Origin of the sequence: Photobacterium arenosum (genome assembly GCF_014841115.1) — a bacterium.
Lineage (GTDB): Bacteria > Pseudomonadota > Gammaproteobacteria > Enterobacterales > Vibrionaceae > Photobacterium > Photobacterium arenosum.
Window position 1 is genome coordinate 166,059 of the sequence record NZ_JACYTP010000009.1, and the last position, 25,661, is coordinate 191,719.

26 protein-coding genes are annotated in these 25,661 nt (G+C 51.3%); 16 read left to right on the forward strand and 10 right to left on the reverse strand.

Features of this window, described 5'->3' with window-relative positions:
- Positions 1-324 precede the first annotated feature (324 nt).
- The 4 genes from IFO68_RS14725 (at position 325) to IFO68_RS14740 (ending at position 5,007) form a co-directional block, all read left to right on the forward strand.
- Positions 325-996, forward strand: a complete 672-nt coding sequence (locus IFO68_RS14725; RefSeq protein WP_192016603.1) for an ABC transporter ATP-binding protein — start codon at positions 325-327, stop codon at positions 994-996.
- Positions 977-3,442 carry an ABC transporter permease gene (locus IFO68_RS14730; protein WP_192016604.1) on the forward strand — a complete coding sequence of 822 codons (2,466 nt, stop codon included), beginning with the start codon at positions 977-979 and terminating at the stop codon, positions 3,440-3,442. Before IFO68_RS14725 ends, IFO68_RS14730 begins: the two co-directional genes overlap by 20 nt.
- Positions 3,442-4,605, forward strand: coding sequence for a lipocalin-like domain-containing protein (locus IFO68_RS14735; RefSeq protein WP_192016605.1), 1,164 nt, complete (start codon positions 3,442-3,444; stop codon positions 4,603-4,605). Before IFO68_RS14730 ends, IFO68_RS14735 begins: the two co-directional genes overlap by 1 nt.
- A gap of 213 nt (positions 4,606-4,818) precedes the next feature.
- Positions 4,819-5,007: a hypothetical protein gene (locus tag IFO68_RS14740; RefSeq protein WP_192016606.1), complete on the forward strand. Its 189-nt coding sequence runs from the start codon at positions 4,819-4,821 to the stop codon at positions 5,005-5,007.
- A 129-nt stretch (positions 5,008-5,136) separates the two neighbouring features.
- On the opposite strand, the gene IFO68_RS22165 is transcribed toward IFO68_RS14740, so the two are convergent.
- The 9 genes from IFO68_RS22165 to IFO68_RS22010 all read right to left on the reverse strand — a co-directional run bounded on the left by IFO68_RS22165 (position 5,137) and on the right by IFO68_RS22010 (position 9,824).
- Positions 5,137-5,244 carry an integrase core domain-containing protein gene (locus tag IFO68_RS22165; protein ID WP_192016647.1) on the reverse strand — a complete coding sequence of 36 codons (108 nt, stop codon included), beginning with the start codon at positions 5,242-5,244 and terminating at the stop codon, positions 5,137-5,139.
- Between the two features lie 10 nt (positions 5,245-5,254).
- The gene (locus IFO68_RS14750) at positions 5,255-5,500 is read right to left on the reverse strand and encodes a hypothetical protein (RefSeq protein WP_192016607.1); all 246 of its coding nucleotides are present in this window, start codon (positions 5,498-5,500) and stop codon (positions 5,255-5,257) included.
- Positions 5,501-5,544: 44 nt separating this feature from the next.
- On the reverse strand, positions 5,545-5,886 hold the full coding sequence (locus tag IFO68_RS14755) for a c-type cytochrome (protein WP_225445242.1): 342 nt from the start codon (positions 5,884-5,886) through the stop codon (positions 5,545-5,547).
- Between the two features lie 139 nt (positions 5,887-6,025).
- The gene (locus IFO68_RS14760; protein WP_192016609.1) at positions 6,026-6,514 is read right to left on the reverse strand and encodes a DUF411 domain-containing protein; all 489 of its coding nucleotides are present in this window, start codon (positions 6,512-6,514) and stop codon (positions 6,026-6,028) included.
- A gap of 19 nt (positions 6,515-6,533) precedes the next feature.
- A complete protein-coding gene (locus IFO68_RS14765; RefSeq protein WP_225445243.1) occupies positions 6,534-7,469 on the reverse strand; it encodes a WD40/YVTN/BNR-like repeat-containing protein in 936 nt (311 codons plus the stop codon).
- A 713-nt stretch (positions 7,470-8,182) separates the two neighbouring features.
- On the reverse strand, positions 8,183-8,911 hold the full coding sequence (locus IFO68_RS14770) for a hypothetical protein (RefSeq protein ID WP_192016610.1): 729 nt from the start codon (positions 8,909-8,911) through the stop codon (positions 8,183-8,185).
- Positions 8,892-9,197 (reverse strand): heavy-metal-associated domain-containing protein, encoded by a 306-nt coding sequence (locus tag IFO68_RS14775; protein WP_225445244.1) that lies wholly within the window; start codon positions 9,195-9,197, stop codon positions 8,892-8,894. Before IFO68_RS14775 ends, IFO68_RS14770 begins: the two co-directional genes overlap by 20 nt.
- A gap of 11 nt (positions 9,198-9,208) precedes the next feature.
- Positions 9,209-9,598 (reverse strand): hypothetical protein, encoded by a 390-nt coding sequence (locus tag IFO68_RS14780; RefSeq protein ID WP_192016650.1) that lies wholly within the window; start codon positions 9,596-9,598, stop codon positions 9,209-9,211.
- Positions 9,591-9,824 carry a GDCCVxC domain-containing (seleno)protein gene (locus IFO68_RS22010; RefSeq protein WP_336510278.1) on the reverse strand — a complete coding sequence of 78 codons (234 nt, stop codon included), beginning with the start codon at positions 9,822-9,824 and terminating at the stop codon, positions 9,591-9,593. The genes IFO68_RS14780 and IFO68_RS22010 overlap by 8 nt, the downstream gene beginning before the upstream one ends.
- A 78-nt stretch (positions 9,825-9,902) precedes the next feature.
- Between IFO68_RS22010 and IFO68_RS14785 the strand changes: the two genes are divergently transcribed.
- From IFO68_RS14785 to IFO68_RS14825, 9 genes are all read left to right on the forward strand, one after another.
- Complete coding sequence (locus IFO68_RS14785; RefSeq protein WP_192016611.1) at positions 9,903-10,316, forward strand: MerR family transcriptional regulator; 414 nt, start codon at positions 9,903-9,905, stop codon at positions 10,314-10,316.
- A gap of 574 nt (positions 10,317-10,890) precedes the next feature.
- On the forward strand, positions 10,891-11,778 hold the full coding sequence (locus tag IFO68_RS14790) for a Fe(3+) dicitrate ABC transporter substrate-binding protein (protein WP_225445256.1): 888 nt from the start codon (positions 10,891-10,893) through the stop codon (positions 11,776-11,778).
- On the forward strand, positions 11,775-12,818 hold the full coding sequence (locus IFO68_RS14795; RefSeq protein WP_192016613.1) for a FecCD family ABC transporter permease: 1,044 nt from the start codon (positions 11,775-11,777) through the stop codon (positions 12,816-12,818). Before IFO68_RS14790 ends, IFO68_RS14795 begins: the two co-directional genes overlap by 4 nt.
- Positions 12,818-13,798, forward strand: coding sequence for an iron chelate uptake ABC transporter family permease subunit (locus IFO68_RS14800; RefSeq protein WP_192016614.1), 981 nt, complete (start codon positions 12,818-12,820; stop codon positions 13,796-13,798). The genes IFO68_RS14795 and IFO68_RS14800 overlap by 1 nt, the downstream gene beginning before the upstream one ends.
- Positions 13,798-14,562 carry a Fe(3+) dicitrate ABC transporter ATP-binding protein FecE gene (fecE, locus tag IFO68_RS14805; RefSeq protein ID WP_192016615.1) on the forward strand — a complete coding sequence of 255 codons (765 nt, stop codon included), beginning with the start codon at positions 13,798-13,800 and terminating at the stop codon, positions 14,560-14,562. Before IFO68_RS14800 ends, fecE begins: the two co-directional genes overlap by 1 nt.
- A gap of 153 nt (positions 14,563-14,715) precedes the next feature.
- Positions 14,716-16,776, forward strand: coding sequence for a TonB-dependent receptor family protein (locus IFO68_RS14810; RefSeq protein WP_225445257.1), 2,061 nt, complete (start codon positions 14,716-14,718; stop codon positions 16,774-16,776).
- A gap of 247 nt (positions 16,777-17,023) precedes the next feature.
- Positions 17,024-17,305, forward strand: a complete 282-nt coding sequence (locus IFO68_RS14815; protein ID WP_192016616.1) for a thioredoxin family protein — start codon at positions 17,024-17,026, stop codon at positions 17,303-17,305.
- 456 nt (positions 17,306-17,761) lie between these two features.
- Positions 17,762-20,152 carry a T6SS effector antibacterial DNase gene (locus IFO68_RS22090; protein WP_192016617.1) on the forward strand — a complete coding sequence of 797 codons (2,391 nt, stop codon included), beginning with the start codon at positions 17,762-17,764 and terminating at the stop codon, positions 20,150-20,152.
- Positions 20,133-20,390, forward strand: coding sequence for a bacteriocin immunity protein (locus tag IFO68_RS14825; protein ID WP_225445246.1), 258 nt, complete (start codon positions 20,133-20,135; stop codon positions 20,388-20,390). The genes IFO68_RS22090 and IFO68_RS14825 overlap by 20 nt, the downstream gene beginning before the upstream one ends.
- Positions 20,391-20,448: 58 nt before the next feature.
- On the opposite strand, the gene cra is transcribed toward IFO68_RS14825, so the two are convergent.
- Positions 20,449-21,432 (reverse strand): catabolite repressor/activator, encoded by a 984-nt coding sequence (gene cra, locus IFO68_RS14830; protein WP_192016618.1) that lies wholly within the window; start codon positions 21,430-21,432, stop codon positions 20,449-20,451.
- A 301-nt stretch (positions 21,433-21,733) separates the two neighbouring features.
- Here cra and fruB point away from each other — a divergent pair, with 301 nt between their 5' ends.
- The 3 genes from fruB to fruA are packed head-to-tail and all read left to right on the forward strand — an operon-like array spanning position 21,734 to position 25,623.
- Entirely contained in the window at positions 21,734-22,882 is a 1,149-nt protein-coding gene (gene fruB, locus IFO68_RS14835) for a fused PTS fructose transporter subunit IIA/HPr protein (protein WP_192016619.1), read from the forward strand.
- Positions 22,883-23,872 (forward strand): 1-phosphofructokinase, encoded by a 990-nt coding sequence (gene pfkB, locus IFO68_RS14840; protein WP_192016620.1) that lies wholly within the window; start codon positions 22,883-22,885, stop codon positions 23,870-23,872.
- Between the two features lie 17 nt (positions 23,873-23,889).
- Positions 23,890-25,623: a PTS fructose transporter subunit IIBC gene (gene fruA, locus IFO68_RS14845; RefSeq protein ID WP_192016621.1), complete on the forward strand. Its 1,734-nt coding sequence runs from the start codon at positions 23,890-23,892 to the stop codon at positions 25,621-25,623.
- Positions 25,624-25,661: the final 38 nt, after the last annotated feature.

The window sequence follows — 25,661 nt, forward strand, 5'->3', positions numbered from 1 at the left end:
CAGCTTTTTCTTTATTCAGACAAAGGATGACTGATTGGGTAGACCACAACACCAACAGAAAATTATAAGCGTCGCCATCCTGGCGGTGCTTTTTTTGCTCTATAAAAGAGAGGCTTGGCGCAATGTGACAGGAACAAGCCTGCTGGCGCTATATACTACACTAAGTGATGAGTGTTGAAGTGAACACCTCAGTAGCAATGAGCTTTGTTTGATATGACGTAAATTAATCCGTTTTCCAATGTGAGAGCATAGTCACTATTGGCTGTCTGCCCATGATATTTAAAGGTGGTTTGGCATCATTCGATTCACGCTTGGAGAAAAAGGATGTTGAAACTGATTGATCTCTGCAAAGGGTATCAGGATGGCAATGAGTTTCATTCTGTGCTTCAGGGAGCCGAACTGACATTACAGCGGGGCGAACAGGTTGCATTGATGGGGGAAAGCGGGTCAGGAAAAAGTACATTACTCAATCTTATTGCAGGGCTGGATAAGGCAGACCAAGGTGAAATCTGGCTGGCAGATACCCCGATTCATGCCGTGACAGAACGTGAACGCACGGCTTTTCGCCGTCATCATATTGGCCTTATTTTTCAGCAGTTTAATTTGCTTCCTACTTTAACAACACAAGACAATATCCAATTCTGCCGCCAGTTGAAAGGCTGGCCGGAAAAGCCTGAATTGTGGCGAGCGATTGTCTCTGCACTGGATTTAAAACCTCTACTTAAGCGCTATCCGGAGGAAATGTCAGGTGGTCAGCAGCAACGGGCGGCCATTGCGCGGGCCTTATATATGGAGCCCGACATCCTGCTGGCCGATGAACCGACGGGCAGTCTGGATGAGCGCAATGCTCAGGCTGTCATGCGATTGCTGACCGGACTTTGTGAGCAGCTAAATTGCTCCCTGCTGCTGGTGACTCACAGCAAGCAGGTTGCCTCCTACATGAATTCCAGCATAGTGCTGAAAGGGGGCGTACTGAATGCGAAGCCCCGTCTTTAATGCTTTGTGGGGGCATTACCGGCGCCACCCTCTTCAGATAGTGCTCTTGCTGCTGGGGTTGATGATGGGCGTTGCTCTGCTCGTCGGCGTGCTGGCGGTCAATCAGCAGGCCAAAGCGAGCTACAGGCAAGGCGAGCTGTTATTTGATAACCCGTTTCAGTATGCCATCCGTCATCATCAGGCAGGAATGACTGTGCCACAGGGCTTTTACATTCAGCTGAGGCGACTGGGATATAAACAATGTGTCCCCCTCGAAACCCACAGGATTCAGACGGCTGAAGCCGGTGAGCTAACGCTGGCAGGTATCGACCCGTTTGTTATGTTGCCGTTCGCTCAGTCTAATGGTCAGCTGACGGGAGCACTGTCCCTGACACAAAAGCCTTATCCGATATGGATAAATCGCGAACTGGCCGCGGCAAAAGGACTGACAGAGGGCCAGCTACTGAGGCTGGATTCTGGCGATGCAGTCGGACGGCTGGTACTGGTGGGCAACAACCGGATTCAGGGCTCGCGCCTACTGGCTGATATGGGGCTGGTCAGGCAGTTATTTCCCCGTTCCGGCTTCACTGCCGTGCTGTGCGGTGCATTGAGCGCTCAGGAGCAACAGGATGTCAATACTCTGTTGCCCGGCGGTCTAATCCTGACGGAAAACGACAGTGCACAGCTGGAACCGCTTACCCGGGCATTTCACCTTAATTTGTTTGCTATGGGGATGCTGGCTTTTGTCGTCGGGTTGTTCATCTTCTACCAGGCCATGTCATTGTCGTTAACCCAGCGTCAGTTTCTAGTCGGCTTACTCTGTCAGGCTGGCGTGACGGGCAGACAGCTGGCGGGCGCCTTATGCATTGAAGTGGTCATCTGGCTGATGATTGGCGTCGCGGGCGGCAATCTGCTGGGGCTGTTTCTGGCCCGTCAGTTATTACCTTCTGTCGCCGTGACACTGAGTGATCTCTATCAGGCGAATATTGCGCTGACAACGGGATGGCACTGGCAATGGGGGGCGCTGAGTCTGGTTATCGCTGTTCTGGGTACTTTGCTGGCTTGTGGCTGGCCGTTAATGAGGTTGATTCGTACCCAACCGATCAGGCTGACTGCGCATATGACTATGGTACGGGGCAACTGGCGAGAGTTTATCTGGCAGGCTGGCATGTCCGGCGTATTTATTATTGCTGCCATCATTGTCTACTTTGTCGATCACAGCCAGTTTGCCGGCTTTGTGCTGATTGGCTGTCTGTTAGCGGCGGCGGGTTTGATCATGCCATTTATACTGTGGGCGGCCTTTAAGGCCATTGCCAGATGCCTGAAATCGCCACGGTTGCGCTGGTTTTTCAGTGATGCCGCCGCCAGCCTGAGTTACCGGGGCGTGGCGGCGATGGCGTTTATGCTGGCGCTGGCAGCCACCATAGGCATGGATACCATGGTTGGCAGCTTTCGGCAGGCAACTCAGACCTGGCTGGGCCAGAGGCTGGCTGCCGATATCTATGTGCAGCCTGCCACGGCTCAGGCTCCGGTAATAGCAAACTGGGCTGCTGAACAGCCGGAAGTGACCGAGCTTTGGTGGCGCTGGCGACAGGAAGTCCCTGCCGAGCTGAAAGAACACACCTTGCAGGTGCTCAGTGTTGGCCGTTCAGACGGTGAAAAACAGTCGCTGCCCATGAAGCAACATCTAGACGGCTACTGGTCTGCGCTGCAGAACAACGGCACGGATAAAGTGTTTCTGGCCAGTGAATCTCTGGCGCTGAAAAGGGGATGGCAGCCCGGCCAGCGTGTTGATTTACCGTTAAGGCTGGGTGAGAACTGGCTGATGGCCGGGATTTATTATGATTACGGCAACCCGTACAGCCAGATCTTTGTGTCTGATGAGCAATGGCACAGGCTGTTTCAACAGGATGGCAAAGTCAGTCTTGCCATTCACCTGGACAACAAAGATCACACCTCCGTGTTTCAGGATAGCTTGCAGGAAACATTTGGCCTGAAGTCTAATCAGGTTCGCGATAACGCACATATCATGGCACAGGCACTGGCGGTGTTTGACCGCACTTTCGTCGTCACAGCCACGCTGGGTAAACTCACGTTGTTGGTGTCAATCGGTGGCTTGTTTATTGCAACAATCGCAGGTGAGCTATCGCGCCAGAGACAGTTTGCTTTACTGCGCTGTATGGGCATGACAGGTAAAGAACTGGCCTTGCTGGGCGGGGGGCAGTTAGCTGCTATTGGCGTACTGACGGCAATGATTGCTTTACCCCTTGGCTTGCTGCTGGCACAACTGCTGATCGATGTGGTGCTTAAGTATTCTTTTGGCTGGACCATGCCTGTGCAGTTTTTCCCGCTTCAGTACCTGCTGACACTCGGGACGGCGCTGACAGCTTTGCTGCTGGCCGGTGCCTGGCCGGTGTGGCGTTTGGTTAAGCGCTCAGCCATGCTGTCGCTCAGGGAGGCATTTTGATGTTGCTTGCTGATGCGCGGTTCAAACCGCTTGTTTTTGTTCTGTGTCTCCTGTCAGGCGTATCGGGGTGCGAACCAACGAGTGTGCCAGAAAACCGGGCAGCAGACATACTGTCGCAGCAGAGCCAGGCTGGTTTTGAACAGGTCTTGCCCGGTCAGCCTCTGGTGTTTCCCAGGGATCACTTGAGCCATCCGGGGTTTCGCACCGAATGGTGGTATCTGACAGCCAACCTGGAAACGGCAAAAGGCCAGTGGATTGCGGTGCAATGGACGTTATTTCGCATCGCCACTCAGCCGCTTTCAGGCTCTGAAGGCGCCACTGGCTGGCAAGATACGCAGCGGTTTATGGCGCATGCTGTGCTGACAACGGAGAAGAAACGCTGGCAGGCAGAGCGCTTTGCCCGCGGCGGCATTGGTCAGGCCGGTGTGGAAGGAGAGCCGTATCGTCTCTGGCTGGATAACTGGCGCTGGCAGGGGCTGGAGTCATCGCCGTTTCCCGCCACCCTGACGTTTTCAGACAGTCATTCAGATGCCCACACCGATGCTCACACTAATAGTGATACGAGCATGAGCGATAGCAGCATGGCCGCAACGCTCAATATCCGGAGCTATGGCAACCTGGTCAGACAGGGTGAGGCGGGTTACAGCCAGAAAGACCCCAAGGATCCGCGGCTGGCGTCTTACTACTACAGCATGCCATTTTTGTTACTGGACGGGGTTGTGACACTGGACGGCGAGACAATAGCGGTGAAAGGTGAGGGCTGGTTTGACCGAGAATGGAGCAGCCAGGCGATGTCTGAGCATCAAACCGGCTGGGACTGGTTTTCTCTCCATCTGGATGATGGTCGCGCATTAATGCTTTATCAGCTCCGCAGTACGCAGCATGTTCCTTTTGCCTTCGGCAGCCTGAGCTGGCCGGATGGCCGTTCAATCGCCCTGTCTTCTGATGAAGCATCGCTGACACCGATAGCGACAAGCACACTCTCCGGCAGGGAAATTCCGACCCGCTGGCATCTGCAAGTGCCTGCACAACAGATCGATCTCGATGTGCAGGCGCAAAGGGAAGATCAGTTACTGCCGTTTCTTTTCCCATATTGGGAAGGCCCGGTGACCGCTTCCGGCAGCCATAACGGACAAGGTTTCATGGAACTGACTGGGTATTGATAAGATAAGCCATACCATAGCAGTCAGGGTTGAAGACCCGAAACATTTATACGTGAATCGCGCCTGTTCATCGCTGGGTGTCATTCCGGTTGAGCTGGTGACAGTTCAGAGCAAAGGAGTCAGTAAAGTGCAGAACGCCTTTGTGGTTTTTTTAGCTCGACCAACAAGGACGCTGCCATCACTCTCACCAGACTGGCCGGAAGGCTCGACAGTGTGCTGACTGACCCGGCGCCAGGCGAATCTTACCCGCAGGTTCGTGCGTATCAGATGGATGACACCCGCATTCCGGTGCGTTATGCCGGGTTAGATAAAAAGACCAACAGCTACTCAGTTGCGCTTGAGGAAAACGGCCCGCGTATTACCCAGTTAAAAGGGCAGTCACTTTGGGTCATTGATTTCTGAAGCAGTGAAATACGCAGGGCACATTGTTTGATGTGTCCTGCTGGCCATAAAACAGCCTTATCTTGGGTACAACCGAAGAGCTGGCATGGCACAGGCTGAGTTGAATGACGTTGTAAACTCCCGTTTGGATTATGGGTAACTGTCATATCCAATCTCAGCCAGATCCGGGCAAGTATTATATCTAAACCAGTGCTGGTTCAGATGCTCATTCCTAAATTTGCCATTAAAGCTTTCGATACAAGTATTTTCATTGTTGGGACGGCTCGGATGCTACCTCATTATCGGAATCAGGATCGGCTTGTTGTTGCTCCATCTGACGCATCATTCGGTTGCAGCGTTCCATCATCTGATTCATATTCTCCATCATATTCATCATTCCCATGGAATCTTGCTTCATCATAGATGACTTGTCACTTTCATGGGCCTGTAAGTTTGTTGCACCTAAAATAATGAAAGGTACAAGGGTTAAGATTTTCATTGTGTGTTTCATCATGCATACTCCTGTTTTTCATGTGCGTCGTAATGCTTATGGATGAGTCATTTGTTTAACTTGTCTTGTTTAGTCTGGAGCTCCGCAGGCCATTGACTCTTTATATAAGCAAGTACGGCGATGATCTGTTGATCACTCAAAATGCCCGTGAATGCGGGCATGTCACTCTCGTAACCGGGTATAACAGCATCAATACTGAACTTGGTCATCTCGAACAGCTCCTGATCCGAATGAGCCCAAGTGTGACCACTTTTATCGTGAGGTGGTGCAGGCATACGACCTGTATTGAGCCGACGTTTCCAGTTGGGTTGGCCTTCCAGTTTCTTACCGTGGCAAGAGGCACAATATTGCGCATAGATATCTTGACCGAGTTCAAGCTCCTTGCTCATTACACTCTGGCCCAACAAGACGAGATTATTGGGCGCTGTCTGTGATTCTTCGCCCCATGCCAGTGTCGGGATGTGAGTCAGTGATATAATGACGACCGCTATTTTGAACCTTCGTATTGCTTCTGCTGCGCTTAGAAATCTATTCATTGGAATAAACGGAGACCCCGTCCTCACTGAATGCATAAATCTTTAGCGTCCCAGTTTTTTCCGGCGACATCCCAGGGGCATTGCCCGGCATTCCAGGCAGTGTTATTCCAGTGATCTGAGGGCGCTCATTCATGAGCCTTTCGATGATCTCAACGGGGACAAGTCCACTGACGATATAGCCGTCGATCTCGGCCAGGTGACAACCTAAACCTTGCTCAGGAACACCGGCTGAAATCGAATGATTGCCAAAATTGCGATCATCTACACGTGTCACCTGATAACCATTTTCATCCAGATAGTCAGCATAGGCATCACAGCATCCGCAATTTGGATCACGGTAGATAGTCATTTTCTTGCTTTCCGGGGCGGAAGCGGCAGTTTTTTCCGAACTCGGGGGATCTACTCTGTTTTGCTCAGAAAAAGCGAATCCGACCACGATAGACAAAGAAAGCAGTGCTGCTGCAACGTAGTATTTTTTCATTGTGTTCTCCATAATTTGTTCAGTAAGCCGTCCAGGTTAAACCGCCATCATTGCTTTGAATCAGACCATTACCTGTACCGGCAACCACAAAATTGGAATTGACGGGGTGAACGGCAAGAGCCATGGCGTATTGGCTGGTTCTGTTCGACCAATTGAGTCCGGCGTCATCAGAAACCCAGATCCCAGAAGGCAAAGCTGCATAAAGTCTGCTTGGGTGTGAAACAGCACTGATTAAGGCAATGACAGCCTCACCATCAGGCAGTGGTTTCAGCTTTGGTTGCGGTGTTTCAGACACGAGTGCATTCATTGCATTGTTAGACTGAACGTCCTGCCAACGGCAGAAACAGTCAGGAACGCGTGTCACACCTGTTTCGGTTCCAGCGTAGATCCAAATTCCGCCCATTCCCGTTGCCAGATCAACCGAGGCCAGTGCCGTCAGGTCATGTTCGGCATCTGTCAGCCAGGGGCGGTCCATCGCGAAAGTCCATGACCGACCGGCATCATTACTCTGCCAGAGACCGTCACCGCGAATGGCAGCATATAATGTGTCTGGGTTTCCAGCAGCTACTGTCGCTGCAGTAACCACAGCCTTCGGCAAATCTTGGCCTCGTCTTGTCCAACTGTGTCCGCCGTCCTCAGATATGGCAATACCGCCCGTTGTCAGACCAGCGATAATCCTGCCGGGAAGAGCGGGATGTGTGGTCAGTGTAGTCACTTCACCTTCTGCTTCTGCAGAGATAGGAAGTGATGCCCAGGTTTCGCCTTCTTTCTTTCGTATCAGTGTTCCGTGGGCAACGATGAGTGCGTCACCGTCAAAGGCGATTGCCGAATATAGCGAATCCCCGCCAATTGCATAACGAATGCTCCAGGGTAAGCTGATCAGTCCTGCTCCCGCTGCGATTGCGCTGATGAAGGCACGTCTGGATATTCGAGAATAGAATGCCGTTTGCGTCATAAAGATGCCCTTATGTTGATAAGTTCACATACAGCGAGACTAGGGCGTTTGAATCGCCCAAACTCGGTAATATCACCGAGAAAGAATCGCTGGTATAGCAAGCAGTTCCAAAGTGTTCGGAGTCATAACAATCTCAAAGTCAGTCAACTGACCATAGATATGAACATGAGCTGCCTGCTGGCAGTTAAACGTAGAGCGGTTTTCTGGGGGGATGGGGATCCGGTTCCGGGGATAAGCTGGCGTGAAAGCGTGGAACGAATACAAATGGCTCGATGACAGCAAGCTGTGTGGGTAAGTTATTTTGGGTGAGGATTAACAGAGGTAGTTGTGCACATTGCCCGTTGAACGTGACACAGTTAGCCTCAAGCATCATGGTTTCGTCACATCCATCACAAAGAACTGACATTTCCATCATGTGATTTTGTCCAACAGACATTTGACTATCCATTGTGGAACGACCCAGCGTTTGCAGTGAAAAGCTGAGTAATATGGAAGCAAGGGCTATGTACGCAAGCACATAATGTCGTGTTGGTAAGCGTTTCATAACGCAAATTAAAGCACATGGGCCAGATCTGGGCAAGGTGAGAGCGTTGCTTCAGAGAGATTAACCTGACTATCTTTCATTTGTTTTAATCTTGATACGAGGGAAGGCTGAAACGTTTGGGATTCATCAAATAATTTTTGACTTCGGGCTGTTGTGATCATGAAATGGCTTAAAAGTGAAACCGTGTGCTCAATAAGTAATGCCAGTTCTGCGCTGCATTTAAGTCTCGGATAACTCCGCCTTCGAGTACCCATGTTGGATGAATCCATTGAACCCCGGCAGTGAGTTGATGAACCAAGCTACCTCCTTCCCTCCAGCGTCCATTGAATTCCATGACACTATTCAGCTCTGGCGGAATGCCCCAGTCAGGTCGTTCTTCTGGCAAGAGGCGATATTGCCAGGAGATATCATAACGTCCACTGTTAGGTCGATGTTCTACGCCAGCTTGATATAAAACATCAATATCAATTTCATGACGATCCTGGAAGTGCGTAAACACAAAACCAGACTGTATCGCAGCATCTCGGCTCGCTTCCGTCGGAACAATAGCTCCGCCCAGCACCCCGATTCGACGAGTGCCGGTGAGGCTATCCTGCTGCCATGCCATATACCGATACAAAACAGATAAGTCGCCGTGCTGATCGGCCCCACCGGGCGACAACCGATAAGGAATACCCAGCAACAAGGTCTGTTCTGCTGTCAAGCCATAAGCGGCGCTGAGCGATAACACATCAGTGTCTAATCCGCTGATGTGTTCAAAAGTGGTGCGAAGCACCGTGCCGCCTTTATCAACCGGTAAGGCAACAAATGAGCGCAGCCCCATTCCGTATGCAGGGGAGACAGCAACCAGACAAATCAGGCATGCGATAGTAAAACGGTTATTGTGGATTGTTTTCATCGTTCAGAACCGTGATTTTAACTGGAGTAAAACCGGAATCCAGAACCGCTTGTTTGAGGGTATCGATACTTGGAGCATCCCCTTCGGTTTCAAGCCGCACTTTTTTATTTTTTAAACTGACTTGCACTTTGGAAACAGATGGCATGTCAGTAAGTTTGCGCTGAAGGCTGTCGACACAGAAGGCACAGGTCATACCATGAACCTCAATCTCATAGGTCTTCGCAACAGCTGTTTGTATGTTTATTAATAGCACAATGAACAGGGCTAACATCAGTCGTTGAATCATGTTGATTTCTCCTACCCAAATGCCTGACGAAGTGGTAACAATCCATAACTAAAGAAAACACCGGTAAACCAAATGCCGACACTGAGCCAGAATATTCTCCTGTTCCAGCGTTTGGCTTTTTGGCAAAGTGCGGCCATTTCCGGATCGGAGGGACACGTCTGATCGGGGCGCCAGATTAGCCAAGCCAGGAAGAGCAGTAACAATGCGGACAGACTTAAGGTCCAAAGCTTGTGTTCAGCCAAAAATACCAAACCGGGAATGTTGTAATTCAAGCTGGCCAGAGCAGCACCAAACCCTAAAGACACCATGAGCACCGGTAAGGCACAGCACAACAAGGTACTGCTGGTCGCTAACAGAGTTAGCCATCTCAGCCAGGACTTATCTGATACCTGATTAACCACGGCAGCACCCTCCTGCTTGCTTGGACGTCCGAAGATGCTGGATCGGCGGACAAGGCACAGAGCCATATGAGCAGAAAACACAGCAATCCCCTGAATGGGGTTTGAGCAGGGTATGGCAGTTTGAGCACTCATGGAACCATAGGCAGGCATCAAGCGGCATCGTGAGTGTTTCCTTGTATCCACATTCCGGGCAGGTGAGTTCTGACTGTTCTATTATCTTTTTCATCAAGATTGACCCTGAAATATCAGTGATATCTGATAGTATAAAACCTAGAGTAACTACAGGTTCAAGTGGGAGGCTGCGATGAACTTACCGCAATTTTCAATTGGTCAGCTTGCTCAGCGTGCCGGATGCAAAGTAGAAACAGTGCACTATTACGAAAAAGCTGGCCTGATGCCCAATCCACCACGGACTGACGGAGGGCACCGAGTGTATACCTTGCCACACGTCAAACGGCTCAACTTTATTCGCCGCAGTCGTGAGCTTGGCTTCAGCATTCAACACATCAAAGAGTTGTTGAGGTTCATTGATGAACCAGATCATTACTGTTGTGAGGTTCAGGCAATCGCAACACTTCATGCCAGAGCAGTACAGCAGAAGATTGATGATCTTGAACGGCTTAAAGCAGCATTGGACAAGATGGTTAGTCAATGTAAAGGACACCGTTATTCTATTGAGGAATGCCCGATCATCGATGCGCTTTATGTGGAAAAATAAAGAAAATCTGAGTTATACCTATAGGTATTCCCTTCACAGGAATGTGGTACACAATCACTTAGGTGAAAATTTAGTCGCATTCTTCCTTAAATGCTTATTGTGTCTTAGCACAACGAATGGCACTTCAGATATAAGTTCAGATTGAACATGGCAGTACCTACTGCACCGTAGTTATCAATTCTACTTTATCAAACGCTTCACCTATACGATGGACGATATAGTGACTCAATGTTGAATATCTACGTTGGGCTGAAAAACCAATCATTTCCCACTCAATCAAGTGCTTTGAAGTCACTTGGGTCATAAATCTTACCGCATAAAATGTAATCACTGCCGTTGAGTCTCTGTTTACATTCTTGACAATTATTTAAAAAATAGAACTATCACTATTGTAAATGATTGTGATATTTGTTTTCATTTGCTGCCTTTGATGGCGCTACTGAAGTCACTGATCTCTTTGTCGAAACAGTAGTTGCTATGTGATCAGCAACTCTAAAGGGTAGGCCTTGGTGGATTTTAATAATCATGTAAAGGAGTGCGAGGCGTGGGCCAGCGAGGAAATTTCGTTTTTGGATTGATATTCACTGTTCTGGGGGGCTTGCTTTGTAGTGCTTCAATATCGGCGGCTGAAACCAGAACAGTACAAGGTGAAATCGGAGACGTCACTCTGGCAGGAACGCCAACACGTATCGTCGCGCTCGAGTTCTCATTTGTGGATGCCATGGCAGCAGTGGGTGTTGCGCCTTTGGGTATTGCGGACGATGGCAAGCCGGAGCGCCTGATTCCTGCCGTGAAGGCGGTTGTCCCAACCTGGCAATCTGTTGGCTCGCGCTATCAGCCGAGCCTGGAGGCGATTGCCGAATTAAAGCCGGATTTGATTATCGCGGATTTAGAGCGACACAGCACTATTTATCAGGATCTGAGCCGTATTGCACCGACTCTGATGTTGAAGAGCCGGGGAGAGACGTATCAGGAGAATCTTGAAGCGGTGCTCACCCTGGGCAAGGCCATTAACAAATCACAAGAAATGGCGGTTCGCCTTCAACAACATAGGGAAATCATGTCGGCTTTCAAAGCTGAGATCCAAGTATCTGGTACTGTTCAGTTTGCCGTACTCTCTGATCGGGGCATGTGGATGCACGGACCCGCGTCTTATGCTGGCAGCGTATTGGACTCATTGGGAATTAAAGGTCCAATTCCGGAGCAAACTGAACAAGCTTACATTCCAACCAGCCTGGAGCAACTTCTGGCCGCTAACCCTGACTGGTTGCTCATTGGCCGCTATTCAGAGCAAACACCACTGGATGAATGGCAGTCGAGCCCGATGTTCTCGTTGCTACAAGCGGTAAAGCATGATCGAATTGTGGAAGTGTCGCCGGCACTTTGGTCTCTGAGCCGTGGCATGCTGGCTGCTGAGGGGATGGCTGAGAATATTGCTCAGTTAATGAATAATCAGTCATGAATCGTTCACCTTCAGCAACATACCGCGTTGCTTCAAGTAAACCGTTCTCTTTTCAAGGCGTGGCAAGGTGGAGCCTGTTGTTGGCATTGGCAGGCAGCGGAGCGGTAGCGGGCTTGCTCAGTTGGTCTAGCTTCTCCCTGAGCTTGTCTGATTTGACCGATCTGATCTTGGCATACCATGAGGCCAGCATTGCTCAGCAACTGATTATTAATATTCGCCTGCCGCGGGTATTGTCCACTTTTATGATCGGTGCAAGCCTGGCTGTTGCCGGCGTACTGATGCAGGGTGTGACACGTAATCCGCTGGCGTCTCCGGCTATTTTGGGGGTGAATGCCGGGGCGGCTTGTTTCATGGCACTGTCTGCAATTGGGCTGGCTGTGATGAGTGAGTTGCATCCGTTGCTTTGTGCTGTGCTTGGCGGAGCGTTGGGCGGTTTGATGGTGATCGCACTTGGCGGGTATTTTAATGGTAACCGCATCAATCCGGTGCGACTGGTCCTGGCTGGGATCGCGATCAATGCCCTGTTGGCCGGGTTGACACGCGCCTCTTTGATCATGGCTGATGAGATGGCTTACAGCATTCTATATTGGCTGGCTGGCTCTGTCGCTGAGGCTGGTTGGCAACAATGGTCGCTGCTGTGGCCAGTTTGTACTGTGGCTTTATTGCTCTCGTTCTGGCTGGCTCCGCAGCTCAATACTCTGGCGCTGGGTGATGAAGTGGCTGAAAGCTTAGGGATCGGCCTGGGCAAGGTGCGTTTTATTGCTGTACTGGCTATTTTGGCTCTGGCATCTGCCTGTGTGGCTATCGCTGGGCCAATTGCTTTTGTTGGCTTGATTGTGCCGCATGTCTGCCGCGCGATTGTCGGCAATGATCACCGAATGCTATTACCGTATGCCGCACTGGGTGGGGCGACTTTGTTAGTGTGGGCGGATGTCATGGCAAGAGCGATAGGCTTTCCTGCTGAAACGCCGGTGGGTGTCGTCACTGCTTTGATTGGTACTCCCTTCTTTATATTCCTTTCAGCAAAAGGGCGCGGCTAATGAAGTTGGTTTTCACGCAAAAGCCTGTTGGTCTGGCTGTGTTCGGGTTAATTTTCGCCGGTGTTGTGAGCTTGTATACCGGGGTGAGCGACTTGGACACTGGACAGATTGTTCGTGCTTTTCTCTATGGCGGGGAGCATGACTTCGTTGTGAATCACTACCGGTTGCCCCGTCTGGTGCTGGCGATGCTGGTTGGAACGGGGTTGGGTTTGTCGGGTGTTCTGGTTCAGGGCGTGATCCGTAATCCGCTGGCTTCTCCGGATTTAATGGGGATCAGTGCCGGTGCCGGGTTGGCCGCGACCAGTCTATTAGTGATCTTTCCACAAGCACCGTTATGGGCACTTCCTGTTGTGGCCATCGTCGGTGGGCTGTTGGCGGCAATGATGATTTATGCGACGGCGATGCTGACGAAACCGACACCGGCCCGCCTGGCACTGACAGGGGTGGCAATCAGTGCGTTCTTATCCAGCGGGATTGATTTCCTTCTGATTGTGCATCCCATAGAAGTTAACACGGCCATGGTCTGGCTGACCGGCAGTTTGTGGGGGCGAAACTGGCAACAGTTTCCGCTCCTGTTTGCCGCGGTGTGCTTGTTGATCCCGGTTGCTTTCTGGCTTGCCTGGCGTCTGGATGTGCTGGGTAGCGGTGAGCTTATTGCCCGAGGGCTAGGTGTTCATGTGACTCAGGTTCAAGTTCTGGCATTGATTGTCTCAGTGGTACTGGCCAGTGTCAGTGTATCGGTTGCCGGAACGATTAGCTTTGTCGGATTGCTCTCGCCGCATCTGGCCCGGCTATTGGTCGGTAGTAAGCATCATATCCTCATTCCGATGGCCGCATTGATTGGTGCGATCTTGGTACTCGTGAGCGACATTTTGGCTCGGGGACTCATACCACCCACTGAGTTCCCGGCAGGTGTTATCACTTCAGTGATCGGTGCGCCTTATTTCATTTATTTGTTATCACGGTATAAGGGCTGGTAATGCTGAACGCGATGAATATCACCGTTGGGTATGGCGATAGAGCAATCCTCAAGAATCTGTCTGTCTCAATCCCGGAAGGAAAAGTGACGGCGTTGATTGGTCCGAACGGATGTGGGAAGTCAACATTGCTTAAAACGCTGTCTCGGGTGATCACGCCATCATCCGGACTGGTTCAATTTAATGGTCGTCCATTAAATAAGTGGGTAAGTAAAGCGATTGCCCAGCATATCTCCCTGTTACCGCAGAACTTACACCACCCGGAAGGAATCACAGTCCGCCAACTGGTTGAGTATGGTCGTACACCTTATGTATCGCATTGGGGCCGCCTGACACAGGCTGACCAGCATGTCGTTGAGCAAGCGATGGTACGCACCGGCGTTGATGAACTGCAGCATACTTTGTTGGATAACTTGTCGGGAGGACAACGGCAACGGGCATGGATTGCGATGATCCTGGCTCAGGATACTGAGGTCGTGATGCTGGATGAGCCGACGACGTTTCTGGATCTCTCACATCAAATTGAGTTGATGCATATTATCCGTGATATGCAGGCGACCGGAAAAACGGTTGTCGTTGTCCTTCATGATCTCAACCAGGCTGCGCGATATTGTGATCACCTGGTGGTGCTCAAGGGTGGGGCGATTGAAGCTGAAGGAGAGCCCGAGGTCATTATGACCCACCAGTTATTGGATGATGTTTTTTCGGTGAAAGCCAGAGTCGTGGCTGATCCGGTATCCGGCACACCTTTGTGTGTGCCGTTATAACAATAAATAGCTGCCGTCGGTGGCGAAGTGTCATGGATGCTACATGTGAGTAGCAAGCATTATGATTTTTAAGACGTAAGTAGGATAAGAAGCGTGGCGAATAAAACTCAAACCCCCTCTCAAACCCCCTCTCAAAACCCCTGGAAATATTCATTGCTCGCTGGTTCGGTCGTATTGGCCCTGAACGCGCAGGCTGCGGAATACCAGACAACTGATGAGGTGATGGTGATCACCGGCAGTGTGATTGGCACATCAAGCCCAGAAGAAGTAAGAGATTACCCAGGTAGCCGTACCGTTTTAACCCAGGATGACATCAAAAAGTCAGCAGCCTTGTCAATTGACGGCGCTTTGCAGCGGGTGCCCGGCATTAAGATCCAGGATGAAACAGGAACTGGGGTATTACCAAACATTTCGGTTCGGGGTTTGAAAGCGAGCCGAAGCGGAGATGCTCAGTTTTTGATGGATGGTGTGCCTATGACGCTGGCACCCTATGGGCATACAGGCCAGTCTATTTTTCCTTCCACTTTGAGCACTTTAGACCGCATTGATGTGGTACGCGGTGGCGCAGCGGTTCAGTATGGCCCGAACAATGTTGGTGGCGTGATTAATTTGGTAACTAAACCAATTCCGCAGGTGTGGGAAACTGAACTGAGTAATAAACTGACTGTGTTTGAAGGCGGTGATACACCCCTGAATGACTTCTACCTGCGCACTGGCGGCTGGGTGTCGGATAACTTTGCGATTCAGTTGGAAGGTAACGTCTTAACCGGAGAAAGCTTCCGTGAGCACACGGATACCGACGTCAAGAACTTCCAGTTGAAAACTGAATGGTTGGTTGATGAGTTACAATCTGTGGAAGCATTTGTACAACGTTATGATGCAGATACCCAAATGCCAGGAGCTTTAACCCCTGCCGATTATCAGGAAGACCGGCATCAATCTACTCGTCCATATGATAACTTTGAGGGAGAAACAACACGATGGAACGTTCGTTACAAGCGTGATATTTCAACGCTCCCATTTTCGGATCTGGCGGAAGCTGAGGTGTTGCTGTTTGGTCACCATGCCAAGCGTAACTTTGAGTGGGGCTTCAACAGTGGCGATGGCCACTGGGCCGATCCGGGGATTGAGTCGACTCACTTACGTACTTCTCCGCGTACCTTTGATGTTTATGGTATCGAACCTAAGGTTAATTTCTTTATTGTGGGCACCAGTATCAGTCAAAACTGGATTATCGGCACCCGGTTTGTGAACGAAGACATTGACTATAAGTTGACTCAAACCGCCTTCGCCGATGGGACAACGACCACCCCTCGTGACTGGAACCTGGCAACCGATGCCTGGGCGGCCTACGCCAGTAACGAAATGGGCTTCCTGGACGATACGCTGATGGTTACCCCAGGGCTGCGTTACGAGTCAATCGACATGCGTTTTCATGATTTAGGCAAGGAAACGAGCGACGATAACCAGGTCAGTGAGCTGTTGCCAGGTCTGACACTGGCTTATCACTTGACTGAAGAATGGGTCGGCTACGCTAATGGTCAGCGCTCATTGCGTGCGCCGCAGATTGCCTATATTCGCGGCAAAGGAGAAGAAGGCATGGAGCTGGCGTGGAACTATGAGTTAGGTGCACGCTTTACTGGCGAAGAATCAGCCTTCAATATCGCGCTGTATCGTATAGACTTTGAAGATCAGCTGCAATGGAATAGCAGTGAGCAGTCGTTTGATAATATCGGTGAAACGCGCCATCAGGGGATTGAAGTAGAAGGCAGTTATTCACCGATGGCGCTGCCAGAGCTGTCGCTGCATCTGGCGTATAACTACCTGAATGCTGAGCAGCGGGAGGGTGAATTCACGGGGAACCGCTTGCCATATACCTCAAAGCACCAGGTTATCTGGGATGCGACCTATGATTTGCGTGGCTACGAAACAACTGTATCCGGACTGTACTTCAGCGATGCCTTCAGTGATAACGCGAATACGGCAGATGAAGATGCCAGCGGCGCAACAGGCCGCATTCCGGCTTATACCGTGTGGAATTTCAATGTCGGTAAGGACTTGTTCGCGAACGACAGTGGTACGTTGCGAGCAAACATTTCTATTAATAACCTGTTCGATAAAGAATACTATTTCCGCGGCATTGATGTCAGCCCGGTAGGGCGCTACCCGGCACCAGGGCGTTCGTATAGCCTGGATGTCAATTACTCTTTCTAATTTAATTGGCCAGCCCCTTCTCAATCACGTTTAAAAGAAGGGGCACCCGCTTTTCATATACGCTTTAAGAAGCTGTTGAGTCGATGATGTCAAACGAGCGCAGTAAGTTCGCTTCAATCAGAGAAAACTGTTTGCCCTTAGACCTTACTCCAGGGTCTACAATGTTGCTAGGTGGGTGCGTAGTGAAAGCTATGAGTACTGCCCACAGTTAACCGGTGAACTTGTATGATTTTATGGAACAATCATCATGACATCTAAACGTAAAATTGAGATATTCAGTGCCGGTTGTATTGTGTGTCAAGAGACTATAGAACAGGTAAGGAATATGGCTTGCTCATCCTGCGAAATCACCGTTCTTGATATGCATGAACCGAGTGTGTCCAAACGGGCGAAGAAACTTGGAATTCAGTCTCTTCCTGCTGTTGTTATTGACGGAAGACTTGCTGATTGTTGTACCAACCGTGGTATTGATGAGTCGGTGCTCAGAGCTGCTGGGGTAGGTTCTCCTTTAGCGCACAGTAAGTTTTGACGATTAAGAAAGGTTTGTCGAAACGTCAATATTCACGAGAATCATCCAACATCCTGCTTTATCCGTTCAAGTGATCGATATTTGTGAGCAATCTGGCAATGACCCCGATGAGCAGACATATTGTGGTGGTCGTTTTATGAAAAGCCGGAAACCTTACGTTTTTCGGCCGGGAAATGAACTAATAATTGGCAGGCACCTAAGTCTGCAAAGTAACAACGCCGCTGTACTTGGAGTAACCATTGAGCAGAATTGAATATTTTTTCTTCAAATACGAACAAAGATCTATCGTCTTTTGCGTTCCTTCGATTTAACACCCCCAAACCGGCAATTCGCAACCTGAAACTTGTTATTTCCACTGATAAACACCCTCAAAAACCGTCACACCGCAACCGCCTGCCGGTGGTAATATATTGCGCAAAATGTTTGATATCGCTGCTTTTTTGTTAAGGAGGCGTTGTGAGTGCGGATGACGATTCAGTGAAAAAAAGATATCCCAGGGCATCTTATGCGCCCCTTGAGGATTACTGCGCCGTTGCACCTCCGCCGTCGGCAGGGGAAGACCCGGAGCCAGTGGCACAGTTTGAGTACAGTTTTGATCTGTCCTGTTCGGCAGAGTCATTGCACCAGCACAGCACTTGCGAATTTGCGTTAGGCAACACCGAAGCAGAAGACTGGCGGACAAATTGGCAAATCAAACCCGTTGAACAGGGCTATCGCCACACCACAGAGGTCAGGGTTGAAGAGCCAAAACATTTGTACGTGATCCGCGCCAGCTCATCACTGGGTGTGACTCCGGTTGAGCCGGTGACCGTTCATCCCAAAGGAGCCGGTCAGGCTCAGGAAGCTTTCGTGGCTGTTATGCCTGCGGTGGAAATTGACGGTCGTCTGGGCCACCCCACACAGGGTTACTTCTACCATTTTTGTGACGATAAGCTGATGCAAGAATACCAGATTCTTGGTAATAAGCGCTGGGCATTTCAGGCGACGTATTCAACCCACGACCGGCTTCACGATGATCTGCACCATGGCGTACAGAGTGCTATTTTGCTGCCGTGGAAACGGGGCGGGCAGAAGGCAGACAATCAGTATCTGGTCTATCGGCGTGAGCGGATCACCCGCCTGCATCTGGATAATCTGAGTGAAGACTGGCTGGTAAAAAACGGCGTGAAAATCGATCTCGGTGCGCTGCTGGATGCCATCAAAGAGCCTGTTGTTGTGCGGGAGAACAAGAACAATGAGCAGCGTCAGACTGAGTCAACAAGCTCTTATACGGTGCAGCACGATCCGGCCACCGGACAGCGGGAATCATGGTCTGATATTGCTCGGCAATACGGCCTGACCGCCCGCGAATTGCTGGATTTGAATCCAGGCTATGAAGAAAACCCCTTATTACTGGAGGCGGGGCATATTCTGACGGTGCAATCACCGGATGCTGTGGCTGCCTCCGAGCCGGTCAGAGAACGGCCGCCGGTGCCGCCAGCCGATGTTAATCAGCCGCTCAACACTTGCTATCACTACGACGGTTCGTGCATTGAAGACACCAGCATCATTCCGATGTACCCCAGCGGGCTGGCGGCAGACATTCCCGTCGTGCGTATCAAGTCGGTGGTAGCGCCGGTGTTTGCCAAGTCCTGTGACGTCCCGAAAGGGTGCACAGACGCAGGTACATCGCCAGAGCCGATCACCCATTTCGGGCCGTTCTCGTGGTTCTTCAGCCCGGCTCATGCTAATCCGGTCGCGGCCTCTCTTGAGGTGCAGATGGCCTCTCGGGTAGTGCGCGCTGCCAATCCCGGCGGCGCGGTTGGCAATAACGCATTCAGCTCGGCCAACAAGGACGCCGCCATCGCCCTCACCAGGCTGGCCGGCAAGCTCGGCAGTGTGTTGGACGACTACCGCCTGATGACCTCCGGCGGCATTACCTCAGTGCTGATGATGCATCGAAAAATCCGGCACGATGACGACACCCAGCATACCGAAGAAGAACTGCACAACCTGGACAGCGTGCAAAGTCGGATCCGCATCCGCCTGACCGACCCGGCGCCGGGCGAATCTTATCCGCAGGTTCGTGCGTATCACATGGATGACACCCGCATTCCGGTGCGTTATGTCGGACTGGATAAAAAGACCAACAGCTACTCCGTTGCGCTGGAGGAAAACGGCCCGCATATTACCTGGACGCCGAATGAAGAGGGCAAGCCAGAGTGGCAACTGACACCGGATCATGACGACAGTTTTGAGGCGGACGATATTCACACCATACCGATATCTGATATGCCAACCCCGACGGTTGAAACCAATCCTGCCGCAGAAGAAGCACACTGGAGTGATGCGATCCTGGTGTTTCCTGACGGTTCTGAGATTGCGCCGATTTATATCGTCTATAAAGAAGATCGGCGTAATCAACCAGGTGTTGTTACTGGTAAAGGGAAAGACGTACCATGGGAAGACGGGTACTGGCTGGGCAAGGCGGCCAATGAGGGTCAGGGGCAGTATATTCCAACCGCGATTGCAGATGCCTTGAGAGGTAAAGAGTTCAGTCGTTTTTCAGAACTCCAGTCTACGTTCTGGTTGGAGGTGGCTAAAGATCCACAGCTGATGAGCCAGTTTAATCGTCGTAACCAGGCACTCATTCGTAAAGGTAATGCGCCAGCGACAGAAAAAGAGTTTCACTGGGGGGCGCCTGGAAAAGAAAAAAAATTAAAGAAATTCTCGTTGCACCACGTCGAGCAAATCCAGCACGGCGGGGCGGTATATGACCTGGACAATCTAAGAGTGGTGACACCTCGCCTGCATTGGGGGGAGATCCATGGTACTAAGGGGAGACGCAATGTTGACAATGAAAAATAGCTTGCAGGACTACACAGAAACTGAGTTCTTCGAAATTCTGGAGCAGACCATTGAAGCCGAAGAGGAAGACGTCGACACATTGGCGGATTTTTTTGAAGAGCATGTTCGTCATCCAAAAGGGTGTGATTTGTTGTTCTATCCTACCAAATGTGGAATTGAAGACACTTCTCAGGCTGTGATTGATGAGCTGAAACGCTGGTACGCCGAGCAGGGCTTACCCTGCTTCAAATCTGAATAATCATCCAGCTACACGCCACAATAGCTCAACTCCGTTGATTGTGGCGTGTATCTAACCTTCAGCGAATTTTAAGCTGCCGCGGAATCACTTCGACGCCGGGGTGGTACCGTCCCGCGGTGGCATTGAGTGCCAGTTCCAGTGCGCTGTCAGCAATATCTTCAAACTGTTGTGGCAGAGAATGTATGCGCATTGGCAGAAAATCCAACAGTCTGTGATCGCCAAAGGTCGCCAGTTTGATGGTGGCCATCAGCTTGGGGTGGGACAGAAAACAGTCCAGCATGCCTTCAAACAGGGTGTAGGAGGTAATGAGTATACTGTCCGGCACCTGATCGCTGTCAATCCAGGTCTGCAGTAGGCGCTGGCCTTCTTCAGGGCTGAAGTGCGTGCCATACAGCGTATTGACGGCTATGTCTGGCCGGTGATCACGGATGGCGGCATGGAATCCCATTTCCCGCTGTTGCGAGATACCCAGATCCGGCACGGCGCCAATCAGGCCAATAGAAGCAGTGTCAGCTTGTATGAGCTGCTCGGTCAGCGCATAAGCACCATCGTGATCTTCACTGATTACACAGGCAAAAAACTCATCATCCAATCCACGGTCAATCGCGATAACCGGGACACCGGCTTCCTGGATCTGGCGGTAAAAACCATTGTCAGCAGGTAAGCTGCTCGCCACAATCAGAGCGTCGATACGCCGTCCGACCAGCGTCTGCGCCACTTTCATTTCTGTCTCTGGTTCATCGTCAGAGCAGCTGATAATCACCTGGTAGCCGGCTTTGCGGGCATCACGCTCAAGAAGCTTGGCCAATTTTGCGTAACTGGAGTTTTCCAGATCCGGGATGATCAGGCCCAGCGAACGTGAGCTGCCTGCCCGCAGCGCGCTTGCGGCATGGTCGGGTTTGAAGTTGTGTTCATCAACCACGGCCATGACTTTTTGCTGGGTCTTTTCACTGATCCGGTACTGGCTGGCTTTGCCGTTAATCACATAGCTGGCCGTCGTGCGGGAAACGCCCGCCAGTCTGGCAATTTCATCTAGCTTCATCGTGTCTCATTCACTTGAAAATCAGGCAAAGTGTGTGGTGGATCATAGATTGAAAACGGATCCAATGTCCAATGTTTGCAATTCTTGCTGAATCGATCCAGCATCATAGCTGAAAGGTTTCAGCACTGTCTTATCAGGTATTCTATACTCTCTGGTACATCGCTGAAACTTTTTATTTACCTCGTTGCTGAATCGTTTCAGCTTGGCTTAAGTTGTCATTGAGCATGAATCGGTTATCAGACAAAACACTCAGTATATCCGGCCTCCAGAGCCGGTGAGAACAAACAGGGGAGTGAAACATATGTTGTCACTGACGCAGCAAGACATAGTGCTGAATCAATCAGCCAGAGATAAAACCGCGGCAATATCGGCCCTTGCCGGTGAACTGACACAACAAGGCTTGGTATCTGAAGGCTATGTCAAAGGCATGCTGGCCCGTGAAGCGCAAAATTCGACCTTTCTCGGTAGCGGGATTGCTATTCCTCACGGGACAACCGATACCCGTGATCTTGTTCAGCAAACCGGGGTGAAAATTCATCACTACCCGCAGGGTGTCAACTGGGGTGACGGTAATACTGTGTATCTGGCGATTGGCATTGCTGCGAAATCGGACGAACACCTCGGGATTCTGAAACAACTGACTAAAGTGCTGTCGGCAGATGGTGTGGCAGAGCAGATCCGGCAATCTAACACTGCTGAGGCTTTAATCTCACTGCTCAATGGCGACATTCAGCTGGAAGCCGATTTTGATGAGTCACTGATTGCCCTGCATTTTCCTGCGACCGATTTACTGCAGCTGACAGCGGTAGCAGCTGGCCTGATTAAAAATAAGCAGGCAGCCGATAACGCATTTGTTGCTGATGTGATAGCTGAGGGTGCTTCGTATCTGGGGCAGGGACTGTGGCTGGCCAGAAGCAGCAAAGGGGTTAGCCGCACGACCATGTCTTTTGTGACGCCGTCACAAGACATCATCCACCAAGAACAATCTATCCACCAAGAACAACCGGTGAAAGGCTTGCTCATGCTGGCAGCCTGTAACGCGGCCTGTCATAAGCCGCTGAACCTGCTGGCGCAAAAGCTCTATCAGAACCAGTTGCAAGCCCTGTTTGAAGCCGATGCGGCACAACTGCCGGCCTTGTTGACAGACGCTCAGCCAGCGGCGAGCGATGAGGCTAACACAGCGGTGTTTAAGATTCGCAATGCGCACGGCCTGCATGCCCGCCCCGGCGCCATGCTGGTGAGCGTGGCGAAGAAATTCGAATCGGCTATTCAAGTGAAAAATCTGCAGGGCGACGGTAAATCTGTCAATGCCAAGAGCCTGATGAAAGTGATTGCACTGGGTGTTAAGCATGGTCATGAACTGGAATTCATGGCTGACGGCTCGGATGCCCCTGAAGCCCTGTCGGCCATCGGTGATGCGATTGCTGCCGGACTGGGTGAGGGCAGATAGATGAACACTCAGGTAACCCGAAATGACACCCAACCCAAAGTGGTGGCGGTCAATCTCAATCCGGCGCTGGATTTGACCGGCAGTTTATCCGTGCTGGAGGCCGGTACGGTCAATCTGGTCGAACGAGGATCTCTGCACCCGGCAGGAAAAGGGGTCAATGTCGCTCGTGTGCTGGCCGAGCTGGGCGCTGCTGTGACTGTGACCGGTTTGCTGGGAACCGAAAATCAGGATCCGTTTTGTGAGCTCTTCAGCCAGTACGGTATTGAAGACGCGTTTGTCCGTGTGCAGGGAGCAAGCCGGATTAATGTCAAACTGGTTGAAGCCAGTGGCCGTGTCAGTGACATCAATTTTCCCGGTGTGACAGTCAGCCAGGACGATGTTGCCGCCATGGAAAACAAATTGTTTGAGCTGGCCGAGCAGCATGAGGTGTTTGTGATTGCAGGCAGCCTGCCGGCGGGACTGAGCCCGCAAGTTTGTGCGGACTGGATCAAAAGATTAAAAGAGCAGGGCAAAAAGGTGCTGTTTGACAGCAGTAATCAGGCCCTGAAAGCCGGCCTGACGGCTTCGCCCTGGCTGGTGAAGCCCAATGATGAAGAGTTGTCCGCCTGGTGCGGCAAGACATTGGAAACACCCGCTGAGCTGAAAAGCGCCGCGGAAACGCTCTATCGTCAGGATATCGCGAATGTCGTGGTGTCGCTGGGCGAAAAAGGCGTGATGTGGCTGGATGAATCTGGCTGGCTGTACTCACAGCCGCCAGGCATGGAGGTCGTCAGCACCGTTGGCGCCGGGGATACCCTGGTGGCTGGCTTATGCTGGGGTTACCTCAATCAATGGAATAAACAAGAAACACTGGCGTTTGCGACGGCGTTGTCGGCACTGGCAGTGACCCAGATAGGGGTCGGCGTACCTGATGCCGGGTTGCTTAACCAAACGTTGGAAAGTGTTCAGATCAGTAACCAGCAGCCTGTTGGCCAAAACGTGAATTGTTGAATGACAAAGGTGACGACATGAAGATAGCAATACTGACCGCTTGCCCGAGCGGAATCGCAAATACGGTCATCGCGGCCGGTTTAATGGAACAGGCGGCCAATGCACTGAACTGGCAGGCTGAGATTGAAGCCCAGTCCAGTATTATGCCGGTGACACCGCTGTCACAAACCGCCATAGAGCAGGCAGATGCTGTGGTAGTAATTGCAGATTGCCCGGTGGATCTGAGCCGTTTTGTTGGTAAAAAAGTGTATCGCGGCGGCATGGCCGATTGTCTGGCTGATCCTGATGCCTTCCTGCAATCGGCGGTATCACAGGCAACTGTGCTGGAGCAGGCGGAGCCCGTCGCTGCAGAGTCCGCATCAACTTCTGCGGCTCAGCACATTGTTGCCATTACGGCATGCCCGACAGGGGTCGCACACACTTTTATGGCAGCAGAAGCGCTGGAAGCAGAAGCCAAACGCCAGGGGTATAGCATTAAAGTCGAAACCCGTGGCTCGGTGGGAGCCAAGAACCAGTTGACGGCTGAAGATATTTCAGCGGCTGATTTGGTGATCATTGCTGCCGATATAGAAGTGGATCTGTCTCGTTTCGAAGGAAAGCGACTGTATAAAACCAGTACCGGTGCCGCATTGAAGAAAACCCGGCAGGAGATCGACAATGCTTTTGCTTCGGCTTCCGTGTTTCATGGTAAAGCCTCCGGCGCGGCCACGCCGTCAGCCAAAGAAGAGAAAACCGGTCCTTACAAGCATTTGATGACGGGCGTATCGCACATGTTGCCATTGGTGGTTGCCGGTGGTCTGGCTATCGCCCTGTCGTTTGTGTTCGGTATTGAAGCGTTCAAAGAAGAGGGCACCTTAGCTGCGGCATTAATGCAGATTGGTGGCGGCTCGGCCTTTGCACTGATGGTTCCAGTGCTGGCGGGCTATATCGCGTACTCTATCGCGGACCGCCCGGGTCTGGCGCCGGGTTTAATTGGCGGTATGCTGGCCAGTTCTACCGGGGCCGGATTCCTTGGTGGTATCGTTGCCGGTTTCCTGGCGGGGTACAGTGCCAAGCTGATTGCAGAAAACGTGCGTTTACCCTCTTCGATGGAAGCACTGAAACCCATTCTTATCATTCCGCTGCTAGCCAGCCTGATCACCGGACTGGTGATGATCTACATCGTTGGCGGTCCGGTGTCTGCGGCCATGAACGGGTTGACTGAATTTTTGAACAACATGGGTTCAACCAACGCTGTGCTGCTGGGCATTCTGTTGGGCTGTATGATGTGCTTTGATTTAGGTGGCCCGGTCAATAAAGCGGCCTATACCTTTGGGGTTGGTCTGCTGGCATCCCAAACCTATGGCCCGATGGCGGCCGTGATGGCAGCCGGTATGGTACCGGCGCTTGGCATGGGCCTGGCCACTTTCCTGGCTAAGCGTAAGTTTTCACAGCCTGAGCAGGAAGCGGGTAAAGCCTCTTTCGTGCTGGGACTGTGTTTTATCTCAGAAGGGGCGATTCCATTTGCCGCTCGTGATCCCATGCGAGTGATTCCGAGCTGCATGGCTGGCGGCGCGTTAACCGGTGCATTGTCTATGCTGTTTGGGGCAAAACTGATGGCACCGCATGGTGGTCTGTTTGTGTTGTTCATTCCTAACGCCATTACACCTGTGCTGATGTATCTGGTCGCGATTGCAGCAGGTACGATTCTGACGGGAGCCACCTATGCGTTTTTGAAACGCACTGAACAGGCGGAACTGGTGACGGCATAATGAAAAGAGCCCCAGACATATAAAATGTCTGGGGCGTT